The organism is Streptomyces sp. NPDC041205, assembly GCF_055591765.1.
In genome coordinates this window covers 1,161,770-1,181,281 of record NZ_JBVIZH010000002.1, presented here as the reverse complement: position 1 = coordinate 1,181,281, position 19,512 = coordinate 1,161,770, and the positions used below count along the sequence as shown (strand labels likewise).

The window sequence follows — 19,512 nt, the reverse complement described above, 5'->3', positions numbered from 1 at the left end:
TGGCACGAGGGAAGGATGATGTTCGATATGCCCGATACATTTTCGTGACTTCACGAGGCCCTCGGCGCCGTGCTGACGCGGACGGCCGAGGTCGTGGCGCAGCGTTACTCCCCGGGCGCGCAGCGCGGGCGTGGCCGGAACCGGGCGGGCTCGGGGCGGCCTCAGGGCGGCCTCGTGGAACCCGGGGCGGGTTGTCAGTGGGGCCGCCTAGACTCGGGAGGCGATGAGCAGCCTCTTTGACGACAGCTTCCTGGCGGACCTCAAGCCCTCGCAGGGCCACGACGAGGAACCCCCGCCGCCGCCCGAGGACAGCGCTCCGGAGCCCGTTCCGGACGACTTGTTCCAAGGGAGGTTCGACGCGCCCGCACCCCGGGACGCGTACTACCGGGACGGTGCCCCCCGCCCCGCGATCGACCCGGCGGCGCTGCTCGACGGCCTGAACGAGAACCAGCGCGCGGCCGTCGTGCACGCGGGCTCCCCGCTGCTCATCGTCGCCGGCGCGGGATCCGGCAAGACGCGGGTGCTCACCCACCGCATCGCGTACCTCCTCGCGGAGCGCGGCGCGCACCCCGGCCAGATCCTCGCGATCACGTTCACGAACAAGGCCGCGGGCGAGATGAAGGAGCGCGTCGAGCAGCTCGTCGGCCCGCGCGCGGGCGCGATGTGGGTGTCGACGTTCCACAGCGCGTGCGTGCGCATCCTGCGCCGGGAGTACAAGAAGCTGGGCTTCACGTCCTCCTTCTCGATCTACGACGCCGCGGACTCCAAGCGCCTGATGGCCCTGGTCTGCCGGGACCTGGACCTGGACCCGAAGAAGTTCCCGCCGAAGTCCTTCAGCGCCAAGATCTCGAACCTGAAGAACGAGCTGATCGACGAGGAGGACTTCGCCGCCCAGGCCGCCGACGGCTTCGAGAAGACCCTCGCCCAGGCGTACGCGATGTACCAGTCGCGCCTCCGCGAGGCCAACGCCCTGGACTTCGACGACCTGATCATGACGACGGTGAACCTGCTGCGCGCCTTCCCGGACGTCGCCGAGCACTACCGCCGCCGCTTCCGCCACGTGATGGTCGACGAGTACCAGGACACCAACCACGCGCAGTACGCCCTCGTGCGCGAGCTGGTGGGCCCCTCCGGAGAGGATCAGGAACCGGGCGAGCTGTGCGTCGTGGGTGACGCCGACCAGTCCATCTACGCCTTCCGCGGCGCCACGATCCGCAACATCCTCCAGTTCGAGGAGGACTACCCGGACGCGACCACGATCCTCCTGGAGCAGAACTACCGCTCCACGCAGACGATCCTGACCGCCGCCAACGCCGTCATCGAGCGCAACGAGAGCCGCCGCCCCAAGAACCTGTGGACCAACGCGGGCGCGGGCGCCCGCATCACCGGGTACGTGGCGGACACCGAGCACGACGAGGCCCAGTTCGTCGCCGATGAGATCGACCGCCTCACCGACGCGGGCGACGCCAAGGCGGGTGACGTGGCGATCTTCTACCGCACGAACGCCCAGTCCCGTGTCTTCGAAGAGATCTTCATCCGCGTCGGCCTGCCCTACAAGGTCGTCGGCGGCGTGCGGTTCTACGAGCGCAAGGAAGTCCGCGACGTCCTCGCGTACTTGCGGGTCCTCGCCAACCCCGAGGACGCCGTCCCGCTGCGCCGCATCCTGAACGTGCCGAAGCGCGGCATCGGCGACCGCGCCGAAGCGATGATCGACGCCCTCGCACAGCGCGAGAAGATCTCCTTCCCGCAGGCGCTGCGCCGCGTCGACGAGGCGTACGGCATGGCGGCCCGCTCCACGAACGCCGTGCGGCGCTTCAACACCCTCATGGAGGAGCTGCGCACCGTCGTCGAGTCCGGCGCGGGCCCCGCCGTCGTCCTGGAAGCGGTCCTCGAGCGGACCGGCTACCTGGCCGAGCTGCAGTCCTCCACCGACCCGCAGGACGAGACGCGCATCGAGAACCTCCAGGAACTGGCCGCCGTGGCCCTGGAGTTCGAGCAGGACAACAACACCGCCGAGGGGGCGGGCACTGCGGCCGAGGGCGCGGAGGCCGCCGCCGACGCCCCGGAGGGCGCCGCTCCCGCCGGGTCGCTCTCGGACTTCCTGGAGCGTGTCGCCCTGGTCGCCGACTCCGACCAGATCCCCGACGAGGAGGACGACGGCTCCGGAGTCATCACGCTCATGACGCTGCACACCGCCAAGGGCCTCGAATTCCCCGTCGTGTTCCTGACCGGCATGGAGGACGGCGTGTTCCCGCACATGCGCGCCCTCGGCCAGGTCAAGGAGCTGGAGGAGGAGCGGCGTCTCGCGTACGTCGGCATCACGCGCGCGCGGGAGCGGCTGTATCTGACCCGGTCCTCCCTGCGCAGCGCCTGGGGCCAGCCGTCGTACAACCCGCCGTCGCGCTTCCTGGAGGAGATCCCGGAGGCCCATCTGGACTGGAAGCGGACGGGCTCCGTCGGCGCGCCCGCGTCGTCCGGGCCCGCGGCCGGGGTCGCCGCCTCGCTGTCGTCTTCGCGCTCCCGCGCGGGTGGCGCCCAGGGCTTCGCCACCCGTCGCGCGTCGGAGAAGCCGGTGGTCTCGCTGGCCATCGGCGACCGTGTCACGCACGACCAGTTCGGACTCGGCACGGTGGTCGGCGTGAAGGGCACCGGGGCGAACGCCGAGGCGACGGTCGACTTCGGCGCGGAGAAGCCGAAGCGGCTGCTGCTGAGGTACGCGCCGGTGGAAAAGCTGTAGCCCTCACTCGAAGGAAGAGGGACACTCTCAAGGTGCAACTCCAGCGACGGGGGCTGGAGTTGCACCCTTCGGGGGTCGCTTCGACCTTCGGGGGATTTACGGCGCCCTTCGGAGGGCTGCGTCGGCCCTCGGGGGTTACGTCGGGTCGAGCCCGTGGCTGCGCAGCCACGGCAGCGGGTCGATCGCCGAGCCGCCGCCCGGGCGGACCTCGAAGTGCAGATGAGGGCCGGTGGAGTTGCCGGAGTTCCCGGAGAAGGCGATGGTCTCTCCCGCCTTCACGGGACCGCTCGCGATCTTGTGCGTGGAGAGGTGGCAGTACCACGTCTCCGTGCCGTCCTTGGCGGTCACGATCGCCATGTTGCCGTAGGCGCTGTTGTACTTCGTGGAGACCGTGCCGTCGGTGGCGGCCTTGACCTCCGTGCCGTACGACACCGGGAAGTCGATCCCGGAGTGCGCGGACATCCAGTTCACGCCCGCCTGGCCGTAGTAGGCGCTCAGGCCGTGCTGCGCGACCGGCAGGGAGAACTTCGGCCGCAGCCGCTCCTTGCGCGCGGCCTCCGCGACGGCCTGCTTGTGCGCGGCCACCTTCTGGGCCTTCAGGTCGATGCGTTCCTGCGTGCGGCTCGCGCGGTCCGCGAAGTCGCCCGCGTCCGCGGAGAGGTTCGCCAGCTGCGTGTCGAGCTTGTTGTTGGCGGTGGACGGCTTCACGGTCGCCGGGTCCGGGGCGGAGGCCTGCGTGTCCTTGCCGTCGTCGCCCCCGCCGAGCCCACCGACGGAGGCCGCGGCCACACCGGCGACGCCCATCACACAGGCCGACGGCACGGCGACGGTGAACAGCGCGGAACGCTTGGCGGGGGAGCGGCGCGAGCGGGACCGGCCGCGGGGCGCGGCCGATCGGGCGGAACGGGAGCGCTCGGGGCGGTCCACCGGCGCGTGGTCGTGCGGGTCGGCGCGTTCGCCGTCGGCCTGATCGCCGTGCTCGGCGTGGTCGGTGACCGGTTCGACGCCGCCGAGCCGGTCGTCGGGCGCCTCGTCGGGCAGGAACGCGTGCGTGGCGTCGTCGGTGTCGTACGCCGGGTCGCCGGAGCCGTACGCCTCGGGGCTCGGGGCCGCCGGAGCCTCGTACGGATCCTGGGCGGCGTAACCATCCTGCGCGTCGTAGGCCGTGTCGCGCGCCTCGTAGGCGTCGTGCTGGGGGGCGCCGTACGCGTCGTGCTGGTGCGCGGGCTCGTAGGCGTCGTGCTGCGGGGTGTCGTACGCGTCGTGGCCGCCGGAGTTCCAGGCGGTGGCGTCGTACGCGCCGGTGTCGAAGACCTGTGTGGCCCACTGGCCCGTCGTCGGTGCCTCGTTCCAGGCGGAGGCGTCCCAGGTGGCGCCGGATTCGGGGCCCGGCTGCGAGGGGATGTCCGACAGCGGCTGGAGCCCGGAGCCCCAGGCGGCCGTGGTGTCGTGGGTGCCGGTGTCGTATCCCGGCTGGGCGGCGTACGCGTCGTACGTCAGGGTCTGCTGCGTGCCGGTCGTGGACCACTGGCCGGTGTCGTGGCCGCCGGGCAGATCGCCGAAGAGCGGGTCGGTCGCGAAGCCCGCGCCGGGCACGGCGAAACCGGAACCGGAAGTGTCGAAGCCGCCCGTTGCGTCATAGCCGCCAGGGGCGTTGAAACCGGTGGCGGAGAAGGTGCCGGTGGAATAGCCGTCGTACCCGGTGTAGCCGACGTGCTGCGCGCCCTGCTGGTCGTAGGACCCATAGGGGGCGTAGTCGGCGTCGGGTGCCGGGGCCGGAGCGGGGGTCTCCGACGGGTGACGGTCGTTCACCAACTTCTCTTTCGCCTCGGCAGCATGGGCTGGCAGAGCAGTGCCGCGACTGTACCCGGCGGTACGCGGGCGCGACAATCTTCCCCAGGTTTCCCGCTCGCCGGAAACGGGCATTCGGCCGCCTTTCGGCGGTCCCCGGGCACAGCTTTGGCTCTGTGTTCGAGGTTCGTTCGAGTGTGAGGGGTGGGTTCGGGTCCGGATCGGGCTCCGCGGAACCGGAATCCGGAGCCGGTCGTCCGGCTACGGCGAACCGGAATCCGGCCGACGCGCGGTCGGGGTCAGGCCACCGTCAGGCCGCCGGCCGACGCGGCGGGCGTCGTGCCCGGCGCCGCCAGGTCGAGGGCCTGGCGGATGGCGGTCGCCACGGCGGGGTGCACCGGCAGGGCGAGATGGCCGATCCCGGAGACGCGGACGTTCTGCGCGATCAGATCCGGATGGTCGACGCATGCCGTCTCGACGGGGTCCATGATCTGGTCCAACTCGCTCCAGAAGCTCAAGAACTGCGTACGACAGCCCGGCGCGGGCTCCCGCAGCTCCGCCACCACGTCCGAGCCCGGCCGCATCTGGCGCACGATCGGATGCGCGTCCGCGAGCGGCGCCACCCGGGTGCCCGAGTGCGGGGTGCCCAGGGTGACGAGGGTGCGGACGCGGGCGTCGCCGCCCAGGCGCTGCGCGTAGTAGCGGGCGATGAGTCCGCCGAGGCTGTGGCCGACGACGTCCACGCGGTCATGGCCCGTGCGCTCGCATATCTCCTCTATGTGGCGGCCGAGCAGCTCGGCGGCGGTGCGGATGTCGCAGGTCAACGGCGAGTAGTTGAGGGACTCCAGGTGCTGCCTGCCGTGCTGGGCGAGATTGCGGCGCAGCAGCACGAACACGGATCGGTTGTCGATGAAGCCGTGCAGGAGCAGCACCGGCGGCTTGTCGTTCGCGGGCAGCCGGGGGGCGTCCGGCGGGGGCGGCGGTGGCGCCGCCCGGCGTTCCTGGGTGATGCCCGATGGATACAGCAGGAGGTGTCCGGCGAGGATCACGAACTCGAGCGCGGTCGCCTTCAGGAGCGCGAGGGGCAATCCCGCCAGGCTGGCGGGCAGCAGGGCGCTGCAGTGGCGAAAGGGCTGGACTCTCGTGATCGTCATGGCGACCTCCCGGTCGGCACACGGGAGGCGGCTCTGTCCCCCGTGTACTCATCGTGGGAAGCCGGGAGTGGTCGTGCCGTCCCCGTCGCGGCGCACTCCTTGGCGACGCGCCGACACCACCGCGCCGTGCGGCTGACGGCGCGGGGGTGCGGCGGCCTCGCAGCGGCTCCCCTCGCGCGGCCCCCGACGCGGCCCGGGCGCCGGGTGGGATGCGACCCGGATGCCGGGGCGGATCCGGCCCATGTGCCGGGTGCATACGGGAGCGGCGCGCAGCGAACGTGTCCCACCGTGTGATTTCCCCCTCGCTCTCCACCACGAAACTGCGGGCTGCGCGATGCTGGAGATAACGTTCGTTCACCTACCCGGCCGGTGCGGCGCGGGGTGTCCGTGCCGGGACGGCTGGATTTCCGTGCGGGCGGGATTCCGCAGACGGCTTTCTGTACATGGAGGCAGTGATGGGTGTGGCAGCCGGTCCGATCCGCGTGGTGGTCGCCAAGCCGGGGCTCGACGGCCACGATCGCGGGGCCAAGGTGATCGCGCGGGCGCTGCGCGACGCCGGCATGGAGGTCATCTACACCGGCCTGCACCAGACGCCCGAGCAGGTCGTCGACACGGCGATCCAGGAGGACGCCGATGCGATCGGCCTCTCCATCCTGTCCGGCGCGCACAACACCCTCTTCGCCCGGGTCATCGAGCTCCTCAAGGAGCGCGACGCGGAGGACATCAAGGTCTTCGGCGGCGGGATCATCCCCGAGGAGGACATTCCGCCGCTGAAGGAGAAGGGCGTCGCGGAGATCTTCACGCCCGGGGCCACGACCACGGCCATCGTGGAGTGGGTGCGGGAGAACGTGCGGCAGCCGACCGGGGCGTAGGCCCTCGCGGTTCTCGTGGTTCGGGGCGGGCGTCGGTGCTGTGGGCACCGGGGCCCGCCGCTGTTTGTCCCGGGGACGGGACTTCGGGCGCCGCAGAGGCGTTGACGCTGGTGCGGCTGGTGCGGCTGGTGCGGCTGGTGCGGCTGGTGCGGCTGGTGCGGCTGGTGCGGCTGGTGCGGTCGTGGGGCCGGGGAGGCTGTCCCGTGCGCTCCCCCGCGACACGCGGCCCTCGCCCGGCCCCACGCCTCAACCGTCCAGTTCCTCGCGCATCGCCGCGCGCAGGCGCAACGTGCTGACGAGGCGTTGGAACGCCTCCGACCAGTAGCCGCCCGCCCCGGGCGACGCGTCCTCGGGCTCGTCCGGTGTCGCCGTCAGCGCCTCCAGGCGCACGGCCTCCGCCGGGTCCAGGCAGCGCTCCGCGAGGCCCATCACCCCGCTGAAGCTCCAGGGGTAGCTGCCCGCGTCCCGGGCGATGTTCAGCGCGTCCACGACCGCGCGGCCGAGGGCAGGCGCCCACGGCACCGCGCACACGCCGAGCAGTTGGAACGCCTCCGACAAGCCGTGCGCGTCGATGAACCCGGCGACCCACTCGGCCCGTTCGGCCGCGGGCAGGGTGGTCAGGAGCTTGGCGCGCTCCGCGAGGGACACCGCGCCGGGCCCGGCCGCGTCGGGCGACGACGGGGCGCCGAGCAGCGCCCGCGACCAGCCGGTGTCCCGCTGGCGCACGGCGGCCCGGCACCAGGCGGCGTGCAGCTCGCCCCGCCAGCCGTCGGCGACGGGGAGCGCCACGATGTCGGCCGGGGCGCGGTCGCCGAGACGGCGCTGCCAGGTCGCCAGGGGCGCGGCCTCCACCAACTGGCCGAGCCACCAGGAGCGTTCACCCCGTCCCGCGGGCGGCTTCGGCGCGACGCCGTCCCGCTCCATGCCCGCGTCGCACTCGTGCGGCGCCTCGACGGTCAGCTCCGGCCGACCCGCCGTACGGTCCAGGGCCACGCAGGAGGCGGCGCGGTCGGCCATGCGGGCGGCGAGCGCCGAGCCCGGCAGCGCGGACAGCAACTCGGCCGCCGTGGAGCGGACATTGCGGCTCCGGTCTCCGAGCGCCTGCTCCAGGAACGGCTCGTCGGCCGCGCGCAGTCCCGTGCGCAGGGAGTCCAGGAACATCAGCCGGTCCTCGGCGCGCTCGGTCGCCCATGTGCCGGACAGCAACTCGCGGGCGTCGTCCGGGGCGTGCGCGCGCAGGGCGGCGAGGAGGGCGACGCGCTCCGCGAACAGGCCCTCCTGCCAGCGCCGCTGGATGTCCGGCCGCGCCTGCGGGCCGGTCTCCGGTGCGCTGCCCGGGGCCGCGCGCAGCGCGAACTTCCAGTCCGGGTTGAACCGGGCGAGCCACTGGGCGCGCGGGCCCGCGAAGGCCAGGGTTTGGGGGCGCAGGTCGGTGCGGCCGCGGGCCGCGTTCAGGAGGGCGGGCAGCAGCTCCGGGGGTGCCGTGAAGCCCCGCTCCCCGGCGAGGGCCAGCCACTGGGGCAGCAGCTCCATCAGGTCGGGCGCGGTGCCGCGCCGCCCGCCGCTCGCGCTCGGGTGGTCGGCGAGCAGCGTCGCGAGCCTGCGCCGGGCCGCCGCGGGGACGACCGGGCGGGGGTCCGCGGGCGCGGGGGCGGGGCGCTCGGCCGCGGGGGCGGGGCGCAGGCCCGCACGGCGCCGCACGGTCTGTACGGCGGCCGCGTCCAGGAGGGCCGCCGGGGCGTCCTTGCCGGGGGTGAGGAGCGGTGGGGTGCGGCGGTCCGTGCCCAGGAGCGCCGCTGTGACCAGCTCCTCCCAGGGTGTGCGGGCGTGCCGCCCGGCTGCTTCCGCGGGTGCGGTCGGTGTGGGCGCGGTCATCTCCCCCTCCTTCTCGTCTCTTGCCTCGGTTCTTGCTTCGGTTCTTGCTTCGGTCCTCTGGTCGCGCGTCACAGCCGTACGGTCTCCGCCGTCGTGTGCGGCCACGCCGCCAGCGGGGTGAAGCCCCGGTGGCCGCATTCGCCGAAGACCGTGAGCGGGGTGCCTCCGGAGAGGGCGACCAGGCGCCACAGCCCGGCCCGGGACGCGGCGGAGGGCGCGATCGGCAGGGCCGTCTCGCTGTCGGCGTCGGCCAGTTGCCAGTCCGGGCCGTTCGGGACCGGCACGACCCGGCCGAGGGTGACCGGCCAGGTGTCGAGCCAGGGGTCGTCGCGCAGCGCGTCGCCGTACCGGGCGGTCGCCTCGGCGGGCGATATGCCGGGCGGGTGGCCCGTGGTGGGGGCCGGTGCCGTGAACTGCTCGCCCAGGTCGGCGCGGAGCTGCCGGGACGCCGGGTCCGCGGCGTGCGGGACCAGCTCGGCGTCCAGGGCCAGGCCGACCGGCAGGGACAGGGAGGGCGCGCGGCCCGCCGCCCCGTACGACAGGAGCAGGGCGGTGTGCCCGGACCGCTCTCCGTGCAGCCATATGCGGCGCGCGGTCAGCTTGCTGTCCGCGGTGTCGTACTGCGCGAGGACCTGCCAGCTGTCCCGCAGCGGCTCGCCCTGCGCGGGGGCGGGCAGGCCCGTGCGGGAGCGGACCGTGGCCGCCAGTGTGTCGGGCAGCGCGTCGCGGCGCAGCCAGCCTGAGGTGAGCAGGTGCAGCAGCGCACACTCCTCCAGGAGGCGGGCGGGCCAGCCCGGCCCCGAGGCCGGTACGGCACCCAACTCCCGCACCCGCGCGGCCAGGCCGGGCGCCTGGGCGTCGACCATGCGGGCCGCGGTCTCCTCCCACAGGCCGTACCCCGCCTGCTCGGCCGCGGCCATGCCGCCGCGCAGCAGGTCGGACAGGCGGCGCTCCAGCTCCGTGGCCCCCGCCGTGACCCGCTCCGCCCTGCGCTCCGCGCGTTTGCGCGCGGCCTCCGGATCAGCGGGGGCCGAGGCCCCGGCGCCGGCCGCGGGCGCGCTCCGCTTCGCCACCGCTTTCTCGCGGCGCGTGTCCAGCCACTCCCGCGCCCAGTCCGGCGGCTGCTCCCCGTCCGGCACGGCCCGCCCGCGGCCCTGGTCCCCGGCCCAGAGCAGCAGCAGGCCGAGCGCGTGCTTGCACGGGAACTTGCGGCTCGGACAACTGCACTTGTACGCGGGTCCCGCCACGTCCGCCGTGTCTATCACCGTCTGATACGGCTTGCTGCCGCTGCCCTTGCACAGCCCCCACACGGCCCCCTCGCCGGAACTTCCCGCCCGCGACCACGGCCCGGCGATGCCGAGCCTGCTTCCCGCCTTCTGTGACGACGCGTCAGGTGCCAGTGCCAGCACCTGGTCCGCCGTCCAGCGCACCCCCTGCTGAGTCATGAGTCGAAGGTAGGTCCCCGCACTGACATTCGACCTTGGCCTCACCATCCTTGCAGGTCAGAGCTGTTGCGGCGGTGATTGTCAGTGGCGTGGTGCACGGTGGAACACATCGCGGCCAAGCCGTCGGCGCAGCACCGCCGTTGCTGGTTGCCGCTGCCCGGACGCACGCGCCGCGTCACTGACGCACGCAGGATCTGGAGGGGGATCACATGACTGTTTCCGTGGAGTCGGCCGGGGCGGCCACCACGTCCGCCGGGGTCGCGGGGGAGGGGCCGGGGGACGGGTCGCACGAGACGGCTGGGCAGGCGCTGCGGCCGCACGCCGAGGACGCCTTCGCCGCCGAACTCGCCGCGCTGGCCGAGCAGGACGACCGGCCGCGCCCGGCCCGCTGGCTGCTCTCGCCCTGGGCCGTGGCGACGTATCTGCTGGGCGGCACGCTGCCCGACGGCACTGTGATCACACCGAAGTACGTGGGACCGCGCCGCATCGTCGAGGTCGCCGTCACCACGCTCGCGACCGACCGCGCCCTGCTGCTCCTCGGCGTCCCCGGCACCGCCAAGACATGGGTGTCCGAGCATCTGGCCGCGGCGGTCAGCGGCGACTCGACGCTCCTGGTGCAGGGCACGGCGGGCACCCCCGAGGAGGCCATCCGGTACGGATGGAACTACGCGCGGCTGCTCGCGCACGGCCCGAGCCGCGAGGCGCTGGTGCCGAGCCCCGTGATGCGGGCCATGTCCGAGGGCATGACGGCCCGCGTCGAGGAGCTGACCCGCATCCCGGCGGACGTGCAGGACACCCTGATCACGATCCTGTCGGAGAAGACCCTGCCGATCCCGGAACTGGGCCAGGAGGTCCAGGCCGTACGCGGCTTCAACCTGATCGCCACCGCCAACGACCGCGACCGCGGCGTCAACGACCTCTCCAGCGCGCTGCGCCGCCGCTTCAACACCGTGGTCCTGCCGCTGCCCGAGAGCGCCGACGCCGAGGTCGACATCGTCTCCCGCCGCGTGGACCAGATCGGCCGTTCCCTCGACCTGCCGGCCGGGCCGGACGGCATCGACGAGATCCGCCGCGTCGTGACGGTCTTCCGCGAGCTGCGCGACGGCGTCACCACGGACGGGCGCACGAAGCTGAAGTCTCCCAGCGGGACGCTGTCCACGGCCGAGGCGATCTCCGTGGTCACCAACGGCCTGGCCCTCGCGGCGCACTTCGGGGACGGCGTGCTGCGCCCCGGCGACGTCGCCGCGGGCATCCTCGGCGCCGTCGTGCGGGACCCCGCGGCGGACCGCGTGATCTGGCAGGAGTACCTGGAAGCGGTCGTGCGCGAGCGCGACGGGTGGAAGGACTTCTACCGCGCCTGCCGCGAGGTGAGCGCATGACGGCCGCCCAGGGGCGTGCGGCGGCCGGGGGCGAGGGCGCCGCGCGGGCGGCGGGTGCGGGTCCGCTGCTGCTCGGCGTGCGGCACCACGGGCCGGGTTCCGCGCGGGCCGTGCGGAGCGCGCTCGACGCGGCCGCGCCCCAGGTGCTGCTGATCGAGGGGCCGCCGGAGGCCGACGGCCTCGTGGCGTTGGCCGCCGAGGACGGCATGCGCCCGCCGGTCGCGCTGCTCGCGCACGTCGTGGACGAGCCGGGCCGCTCGGCGTTCTGGCCGCTCGCCGAGTTCTCGCCGGAGTGGGTGGCCATCCAGTGGGCGGTACGGCGCGGGGTGCCGGTGCGCTTCATGGACCTGCCGGCCGCGCATGCGCTGGCGCGCGGCGAGGGCGAGGGGGACGACGCCGAGGGCGGGGACGGCCCGGGGCATGCGGAGGAGGGCGCGGCCGGTCGCCCCGATGACGCGGCTGGCGCGGCCGACGCGACCGGCGAGGCGGTGCGGGTCGACCCGCTGGCGGTGCTGGCCGAGACCGCCGGGTACGACGATCCGGAGCGCTGGTGGGAGGACGTCGTCGAGCACCGCGCGGACGGTGGTGACGCGTTCGCGCCGTTCGAGGCGCTCGGCGAGGCCATGGGCGCGCTGCGCGAGACGTACGGCAGCGGCGGGCACGACCGGGACCTGCTGCGCGAGGCGTACATGCGGCTCCAGGTCCGGGCGGCGCAGCGGGAGTTCGGGGCCGAGCACGTCGCCGTGGTCTGCGGGGCCTGGCACGTGCCCGCGCTCCGCAGGAAGACCTCCGTGGCCGCCGACCGGGCGCTGCTCAAGGGGCTTCCCAAGGTCAAGGTCGACATGACGTGGGTGCCGTGGACGCACCGGCGGCTGTCCCGGCACAGCGGGTACGGGGCGGGCATCGACTCGCCCGGCTGGTACGGGCATCTGTTCAGCGCGCCCGACCGGCCCGTCGAGCGGTGGCTGACCAAGGTCGCGGGGCTGCTCAGGGACGAGGACCGGCTCGTGTCGTCCGCGCACGTCATCGAGGCGGTGCGGCTCGCCGACACGCTCGCCGTGATGCGGGGGCGGCCGCTGCCCGGGCTCACGGAGACGATGGACGCCGTGCGGGCCGTGATGTGCGAGGGCTCGGACGTGCCGCTCGCGCTGGTGCGCGACCGGCTGGTCGTCGGGGACGTCCTCGGCGAGGTGCCGGACGCGGCGCCCGCCGTGCCGCTCCAGCGTGACCTCACCCGGCTCCAGCGCAGGCTCAGGCTCAAGCCGGAGGCGCTGGAGCGGGAGTTGGAGCTCGACCTCCGCAAGGACACCGACGCGGCGCGCAGCCGCCTGCTGCACCGGCTGCGGCTGCTCGGTGTCGGCTGGGGCGAGCCGGTCGAGTCGCGCGGGAGCACGGGCACGTTCCGGGAGAGCTGGCGGCTGCGGTGGGAGCCCGAGCTGTCGGTGCGGGTCGCCGAGGCCGGGGTGTGGGGCACCACCGTGGTGGGCGCCGCCACCGCCAAGGCGGAGGCGGACGCGGTGGGCGCGGGGGCGCTGGCCGAGGTGACCGCGCTGGCCGAGCGGTGTCTGCTGGCCGAGCTTCCGGAGGCGTTGCCCGTGGTGATGCGGGTGCTCGCCGACCGGGCCGCGCTCGACGCGGACGTCGGGCATCTGGCGCAGGCGCTGCCCGCGCTGGTGCGGTCGCTGCGGTACGGAGATGTGCGGGGCACGGACACCGGGGCGCTGGGGGAGGTGGCACTCGGGCTCGCCGAGCGGGTGTTCGTGGGGTTGCCGCCGGCGTGCGTGGGCCTCGACGCGGAGGCGGCGGAGGCCATGCGGGGGCATGTGGACGGGGTGCACCTGGCGGTGGGGCTGTTGGGGGAGTTCTCTGCCGGGGGCGGCTCGGGCGGCTCGGGCGGCTCGGGCGGCTCGGGTGGGCCGGGTCGGCCGGAGACGCCCGTGCGGGCGGGGGGCCCGGGTGGGCCGGAGCCGGCGTTGGACGAGGTGGGGCCCGCCGCCGTGGGCACAGCGGATACGGCTGGGACAGCGGGTGCGGCCGCGACGGCGGGGACAGTGGGCGCAGCCGGGACAGCGGGCCTTGCGGGCACCACTGGTGCGGAGGACGCAGCGGCAGTTGCTGGTGCGGAGGACGCAGCGGGAGCGACTGGTTCGGTCGGGGGAGCAGGGGCTGGAGGTACAGACGGGGCCGCTGGGGTTCGGGGGCGGTGGCAGGGGGTTTTGCGGGGGCTTGTTGGGGGCGAGCGGGTTGTCGGGGGTGTTCGGGGGCGGTGTGCTCGGCTCCTGATGGATGACGGGGTGCTGGCCGAGGAGGAGGCCGCGCGGTTCGTGGGGCTTGCCCTGTCGCCCGGGACCGAGCCCGGGGAGGCCGCCGCGTGGATCGAGGGGTTCCTCGGGGGCGGCGCCGGGGGCGGGCTGCTGCTCGTGCACGACGAGCGGTTGCTCGGGCTCGTCGACCAGTGGCTCGCCGGGGTCTCGGGGGACGCCTTCGTCGACGTACTGCCGTTGCTGCGGCGCACGTTCGGGGCGTACGAGTCGGGTGTGCGCCGCACGTTGGGCGAGCTGGTGCGGCGGGGGCCCGGGCACTCCGGTGCGGCGGTACCGCTCGCCGAGGGGGCCTCCGGATTCGCCGTGGAGTTGGACCCGGGGCGCGCGGATGCGGTGCTTCCGGTGGTGGGGCTGCTGTTGGGGCTGGGGGAGGCGCCGGGGAACGACGGACCGGGGAGTAGCGGGTCGGGAAGGGGCGGTGCTCTGGGGCGTGGTGGTGCTGTAGGGGGCAGGAGTGCTCTAGGGAGCGGTGGTGCCGTGGGGGACGGCAGCGCTGTCGAGCGGGGTGCCGGGGTGCGTGGGAACTCGTTGATGGGGGTGGCGTGATGGGGGACGTGGGCGTGGACACGGGGGCGGGGAGTGTGGAGGGTCCTGCTGGGGACGAGCGGTTGCGGCGGTGGCGGCTCGTGCTGGGTGGTGATGCGGCTGAGGGGATCGGCTGTCAGCTGGCCGGGCGGGATGCCGCCATGGACGGGGCGTTGGCCGCGCTCTACGGGGGCGGGGGAAAGAAGGAGCGCGGGGAGGGGCGTTCGGCGGGGCTCGGGGCGTCGGCGCCGTCGGTCGCGCGGTGGCTCGGGGACATCAGGACGTACTTCCCCTCGTCCGTCGTGCAGGTCATGCAGCGCGACGCCATCGACCGGCTCGGTCTGTCCGCGCTGCTCCTGGAGCCCGAGATGCTGGAGGCCGTCGAGGCGGACGTGCACCTCGTGGGCACGCTGCTCTCCCTGAACAAGGCGATGCCCGAGACCACGAAGGAGACCGCGCGCGCCGTCGTGCGGAAGGTGGTCGACGACCTGGAGAAGAAGCTCGCCACCCGCACCCGGGCCACCCTCACCGGCGCCCTCGACCGCAGCGCCCGCGTCAGCAGGCCGCGCCACCACGACATCGACTGGAACCGCACCATCGCGGCCAACCTCAAGAACTATCTGCCCGAGTACAGGACGGTGGTCCCCGAGCGGCTCATCGGGTACGGGCGGGCCGCGCAGTCGGTGAAGAAGGACGTCATCCTCTGCATCGACCAGTCCGGTTCGATGGCGGCGTCCGTCGTCTACGCGTCCGTGTTCGGCGCGGTGCTCGCCTCGATGCGGTCCATCAGTACGCGGCTCGTCGTGTTCGACACGAACATCGTGGACCTGACGGACCAGCTGGACGACCCAGTGGACGTGTTGTTCGGTACGCAGCTCGGCGGCGGCACCGACATCAACAGGGCGCTCGCGTACTGCCAGGCGCAGATCACCCGGCCCGCCGAGACCGTGGTCGTCCTCATATCCGACCTCTACGAAGGCGGCATCCGCAACGAGATGCTGAAGCGGGTCGCGGCGATGAAGGCGTCCGGGGTGCAGTTCGTGACGCTGCTCGCGCTGTCCGACGAAGGGGCACCGGCGTACGACCGCGAGCACGCGGCGGCGCTCGCCGCGCTGGACGCGCCCGCGTTCGCCTGTACGCCCGACCTCTTCCCCGACGTGATGGCGGCGGCGATCGAGAAGAGGCCGCTGCCCATACCGGACACGCACACGCATCGGTGACAGAGGGCCTGCGCGCCGGGCGGACCCGCGCGACTGATCACCCATGCCCGGCGGCCGCCGCCCCGGCACCACCGGCACCGCCCCCCCCGGAGCGGGTGATCACAACCGCAAACGCCGCCCCCCAGGGCTGGCGCCCCCTTCACGGCCCGAGCCGCGCGACCGCCCCGCAGGCCCCGGCACGCCCGGAAACGACGCGTGCCGGGGGTGGCCGACACGCCCGGCGGACGCGATCTGTGACCGTCATCACCGCGCAAATGTGATCTGCGATTTAGGGACGCACGTCCCACGGCGATAACCTGCGAGACGGACATGCCGCGTACCGGACTTTCGGCTACGCCTCCCTTGTGACAGCGCAGTCACGTTGCCCTTCGCGGCACGCCCACGCAGAGCACGCAGAGACTGAAGCCGCTGCACGGCGGCGCGAGATCACTGAAAAGGGACGGACGCGCGTGGACCTGTTCGAGTACCAGGCGAGGGACCTCTTCGCCAAGCACGGTGTACCGGTGCTGGCCGGTGAAGTCATCGACACGCCTGAGGCGGCGCGCGAGGCCACCGAGCGGCTTGGCGGCAAGTCGGTCGTGAAGGCGCAGGTGAAGGTCGGTGGCCGCGGCAAGGCCGGTGGCGTGAAGCTGGCCGCCACCCCGGACGAGGCCGTCGCTCGCGCGACGGACATCCTCGGGATGGACATCAAGGGCCACACGGTCAACAAGGTGATGATCGCGGAGACCGCTCCGGAGATCACGGAGGAGTACTACGTCTCCTTCCTCCTCGACCGCACCAACCGCACCTTCCTCTCCATCGCCTCCGTCGAGGGCGGCGTGGAGATCGAGGAGGTGGCGGCCACCCGCCCGGAGGCCGTCGCCAAGACCCCGATCGACGCCAACGAGGGTGTGACCCCCGAGACGGCCCGCGCGATCGTCGAGGCCGCGAAGTTCCCGGCCGAGGTCGCCGACCAGGTCGAGAACATCCTCGTGACCCTGTGGGAGACCTTCGTCAAGGAGGACGCCCTCCTCGTCGAGGTCAACCCCCTCGCCAAGGTCGCCGACGGCCGGGTCATCGCCCTGGACGGCAAGGTCTCGCTCGACGAGAACGCCGACTTCCGCCAGCCCGAGCACGAGGCGCTCGAGGACAAGGCCGCAGCCAACCCGCTCGAGGCTGCCGCCAAGGCCAAGAACCTCAACTACGTGAAGCTCGACGGCGAGGTCGGCATCATCGGCAACGGCGCGGGTCTCGTCATGAGCACCCTGGACGTCGTCGCGTACGCCGGTGAGAACCACGGCGACGTGAAGCCGGCCAACTTCCTCGACATCGGTGGCGGCGCCTCCGCCGAGGTCATGGCCAACGGCCTGGAGATCATCCTCGGCGACCCGGACGTCAAGTCCGTCTTCGTCAACGTCTTCGGCGGCATCACCGCCTGCGACGAGGTCGCCAACGGCATCGTGCAGGCGCTCGAGCTCCTCAAGTCCAAGGGCGAGGACGTCACCAAGCCGCTGGTCGTGCGCCTCGACGGCAACAACGCGGAGCTGGGTCGCAAGATCCTGAGCGACGCCAACCACCCGCTGGTCCAGCGCGTGGACACCATGGACGGCGCGGCCGACAAGGCCGCCGAGCTCGCTGCGGCTGCGAAGTAAGGGACGAGGGACTCAGACCACCATGGCTATCTTCCTCAACAAGGACAGCAAGGTCATCGTCCAGGGCATGACCGGTGCCACGGGCATGAAGCACACCAAGCTCATGCTCGGTGACGGCACGAACATCGTCGGCGGCGTGAACCCGCGCAAGGCGGGCCAGTCGGTCGACATCGACGGCACCGAGATCCCGGTCTTCGGCACCGTCGCCGAGGCGATGGAGAAGACGGGCGCCAACGTGTCCGTCCTCTTCGTGCCGCCGGCCTTCTCCAAGGCCGCCGTCGTCGAGGCCATCGACGCGGAGATCCCGCTCGCGGTCGTCATCACCGAGGGCATCGCCGTGCACGACTCCGCCGCGTTCTACGCGTACGCGAAGTCGAAGGGCGACAAGACCCGGATCATCGGCCCGAACTGCCCGGGGCTCATCACGCCTGGTCAGTCCAACGCCGGCATCATCCCGGGCGACATCACCAAGCCGGGGCGCATCGGCCTGGTCTCGAAGTCCGGCACGCTGACGTACCAGATGATGTACGAGCTGCGTGACATCGGCTTCTCCTCGGCCGTCGGCATCGGTGGTGACCCCGTCATCGGTACGACGCACATCGACGCGCTCGCCGCGTTCGAGGCCGACCCCGAGACCGACCTGATCGTCATGATCGGTGAGATCGGTGGTGACGCGGAGGAGCGTGCGGCCGACTTCATCAAGGCCAACGTGACGAAGCCGGTCGTCGGGTACGTCGCCGGGTTCACCGCGCCCGAGGGCAAGACGATGGGGCACGCCGGTGCCATCGTCTCCGGGTCCTCCGGTACGGCTGCCGCCAAGAAGGAGGCCCTTGAGGCCGCCGGGGTGAAGGTCGGCAAGACGCCTACCGAGACGGCGAAGCTGGCGCGGGCCATCCTGGCCGGCTGACGCTTCTGCTCGTTGAAAGCGGGCCCGCACCCCATACGTGGGGTGCGGGCCCGCTTCCGTTGCCCGGCGCCGGGGTGCTGCGCCCACCCTTCCCCAAGCTCTCGGCTTCGCTTGAGCAGGGGAGACCCCTATCGCCCTGCGGCACGATTGCCCGCAGCGGCGAGCGGCCAGGGGGCCAGCGGTCGCGGGGGTTATTCCGCCCTCGGTACCAAGCGGGACGGGCCCCGGGTGGGTTCCTTGCGGAGCTTTTCGCGGAGGATCTCGTCCTCGTAGGACAAGGGGCCCGGGCCCATTCTCGGGGGGACGCCGCTGATGGCCCGGCCGGGGGACTGCGGGGGCTCGTAGCGGGTGGGGGCCGTGCGGACCGTGAGGGCCGTGGCGCCGATGATCAGGGCCGTGAAGGCGATGGCCGCGCGGGTCCAGAGGCGGGCCCGGCGCTCGCTGCCGATCCGGACGCGGTCCGGGCGCGGCACCACCAGGCGCTCGGTGCTGCCGAGCGCCCCGAGGTGTTCGTGCAGTGCCTCGGACGGCTCGTCGGCGGCACGCAGGTGCTCGGCGACGGCCTCGCGGGCGTGCAGCAGACGGCTCGCGGCGGCCGGGGTGCTCGCCTCCGTCTCGGCAGCGGTCTCGGGCAGGCCGAGTCCCACGCCGTCGTAGAGCAGGAGCGTGCGGCGCTGCGTGGGCGGCAGGTCCAGGAGCGCGGCGAGCAGGGCGCGGTGCGTCTCCTCGGCGGGTGGTACGTCCGGACTCCGGTGCGCCCGGCGGAACCGGTGCCACGGGGACAGCGCGTACTCGTGCGCCGCCGCCCGCACCCAGCCCGCCGGATCCCGGTCCACGGCCACCTCGGGCCAGCGTTGCCAGGCCAGTTGGAAGGCGCGCTCCACGGACTCCTGGGCGAGGGCCCGGCGGCCGGTGAGGGCGTAGGTCTGCCGTACGAGGGCGGGGGCGGTGCGGGCGCAGAGGGCGTCGAAGGCGGCTTCGGGGGTCGGGCGCTCGTCGGGCGGGGCCGTCGCCGACACCGCTGCCCGCTCCGCTGCCTCAGCCTCGGCCTGGGCTTCGGCCAGCTCCCGGGCCTTGGCCCGCTCCTCCGCCCGCGCCTCGGCTTCCGCCTGCACCTGCGCGAGGGTCGGCGTCCCGGGCCGCGCCTGCGCTTCGGGCCGGGCGTGCGCCTTGGACCGGGCCCGGCCATTGGGCCGCGCCTGCGCTTCAGGCCGGGGCTCAGTCTCGGACCGTTCGTGCACCTCAGGCCGGGGCTCAGTCTCGGACCGTTCGTGCACCTCAGGCCGGGCCTGGACCTCAGGCCGCTCCCGCACCCCAGACCGCCCCTCCCCTCGAGCCCCCACCCCGCCCCCCGCCGAGGCCCCAGCCAAGGCCCCCTCCACCAACCCCTCCAAGAAGCGGGCATAAGCCACCCGCCGCTCTCCCCGTGGATGCGTGCGTCCTGATTCCCACGCGCGGACGGTCTCCCGGCTGACGCCGATGCGCGCGGCGACCTCGGCCTGGGTCAGTGACCTCGCCTCGCGGAGTCTGCGGCGTTCCTTGGGGGCCGGCAGTGGGACGGCAGGGCTCTGGGACATGGCTAGCCGATCCGTCGCACGGAAAAGTACATAAACGTATCTTGAGCGACACATCCGGCATTCGCCTGTTACGTG

Annotated in this window: 12 protein-coding genes; 7 read left to right on the top strand and 5 right to left on the bottom strand. The window is 73.3% G+C overall.

Features of this window, described 5'->3' with window-relative positions:
- The first annotated feature begins 223 nt into the window (after positions 1-223).
- Positions 224-2,737: a DNA helicase PcrA gene (gene pcrA, locus ACZ6BG_RS12205; RefSeq protein WP_468999800.1), complete on the top strand. Its 2,514-nt coding sequence runs from the start codon at positions 224-226 to the stop codon at positions 2,735-2,737.
- 135 nt (positions 2,738-2,872) lie between these two features.
- Here the strand turns inward: pcrA and ACZ6BG_RS12200 are convergent, their stop codons facing one another.
- A complete protein-coding gene (locus ACZ6BG_RS12200; protein WP_468999798.1) occupies positions 2,873-4,549 on the bottom strand; it encodes a M23 family metallopeptidase in 1,677 nt (558 codons plus the stop codon).
- 278 nt (positions 4,550-4,827) lie between these two features.
- Positions 4,828-5,682: an esterase/lipase family protein gene (locus ACZ6BG_RS12195; protein WP_468999797.1), complete on the bottom strand. Its 855-nt coding sequence runs from the start codon at positions 5,680-5,682 to the stop codon at positions 4,828-4,830.
- A 455-nt stretch (positions 5,683-6,137) separates the two neighbouring features.
- Between ACZ6BG_RS12195 and ACZ6BG_RS12190 the strand changes: the two genes are divergently transcribed.
- The gene (locus ACZ6BG_RS12190; RefSeq protein WP_289946803.1) at positions 6,138-6,554 is read left to right on the top strand and encodes a cobalamin B12-binding domain-containing protein; all 417 of its coding nucleotides are present in this window, start codon (positions 6,138-6,140) and stop codon (positions 6,552-6,554) included.
- A gap of 246 nt (positions 6,555-6,800) precedes the next feature.
- On the opposite strand, the gene ACZ6BG_RS12185 is transcribed toward ACZ6BG_RS12190, so the two are convergent.
- Together ACZ6BG_RS12185 and ACZ6BG_RS12180 are read right to left on the bottom strand one after the other, a co-directional pair.
- Positions 6,801-8,429, bottom strand: a complete 1,629-nt coding sequence (locus tag ACZ6BG_RS12185; protein ID WP_468999796.1) for a DUF5691 domain-containing protein — start codon at positions 8,427-8,429, stop codon at positions 6,801-6,803.
- 68 nt (positions 8,430-8,497) lie between these two features.
- Positions 8,498-9,874, bottom strand: coding sequence for an SWIM zinc finger family protein (locus ACZ6BG_RS12180; protein ID WP_468999795.1), 1,377 nt, complete (start codon positions 9,872-9,874; stop codon positions 8,498-8,500).
- Between the two features lie 209 nt (positions 9,875-10,083).
- On the opposite strand from ACZ6BG_RS12180, the gene ACZ6BG_RS12175 reads away from it, so the two are divergent.
- The 5 genes from ACZ6BG_RS12175 to sucD all read left to right on the top strand — a co-directional run bounded on the left by ACZ6BG_RS12175 (position 10,084) and on the right by sucD (position 17,860).
- Positions 10,084-11,253, top strand: coding sequence for an ATP-binding protein (locus tag ACZ6BG_RS12175; protein WP_468999794.1), 1,170 nt, complete (start codon positions 10,084-10,086; stop codon positions 11,251-11,253).
- Positions 11,250-14,123 (top strand): DUF5682 family protein, encoded by a 2,874-nt coding sequence (locus ACZ6BG_RS12170; protein WP_468999793.1) that lies wholly within the window; start codon positions 11,250-11,252, stop codon positions 14,121-14,123. Before ACZ6BG_RS12175 ends, ACZ6BG_RS12170 begins: the two co-directional genes overlap by 4 nt.
- Complete coding sequence (locus ACZ6BG_RS12165) at positions 14,123-15,322, top strand: VWA domain-containing protein (protein ID WP_468999792.1); 1,200 nt, start codon at positions 14,123-14,125, stop codon at positions 15,320-15,322. Before ACZ6BG_RS12170 ends, ACZ6BG_RS12165 begins: the two co-directional genes overlap by 1 nt.
- A gap of 449 nt (positions 15,323-15,771) precedes the next feature.
- A complete protein-coding gene (gene sucC / locus ACZ6BG_RS12160) occupies positions 15,772-16,953 on the top strand; it encodes an ADP-forming succinate--CoA ligase subunit beta (RefSeq protein WP_468999791.1) in 1,182 nt (393 codons plus the stop codon).
- Between the two features lie 22 nt (positions 16,954-16,975).
- Positions 16,976-17,860: a succinate--CoA ligase subunit alpha gene (sucD, locus tag ACZ6BG_RS12155; protein ID WP_468999790.1), complete on the top strand. Its 885-nt coding sequence runs from the start codon at positions 16,976-16,978 to the stop codon at positions 17,858-17,860.
- 191 nt (positions 17,861-18,051) lie between these two features.
- Here the strand turns inward: sucD and ACZ6BG_RS12150 are convergent, their stop codons facing one another.
- Entirely contained in the window at positions 18,052-19,437 is a 1,386-nt protein-coding gene (locus tag ACZ6BG_RS12150) for a helix-turn-helix domain-containing protein (RefSeq protein ID WP_468999789.1), read from the bottom strand.
- Positions 19,438-19,512: the final 75 nt, after the last annotated feature.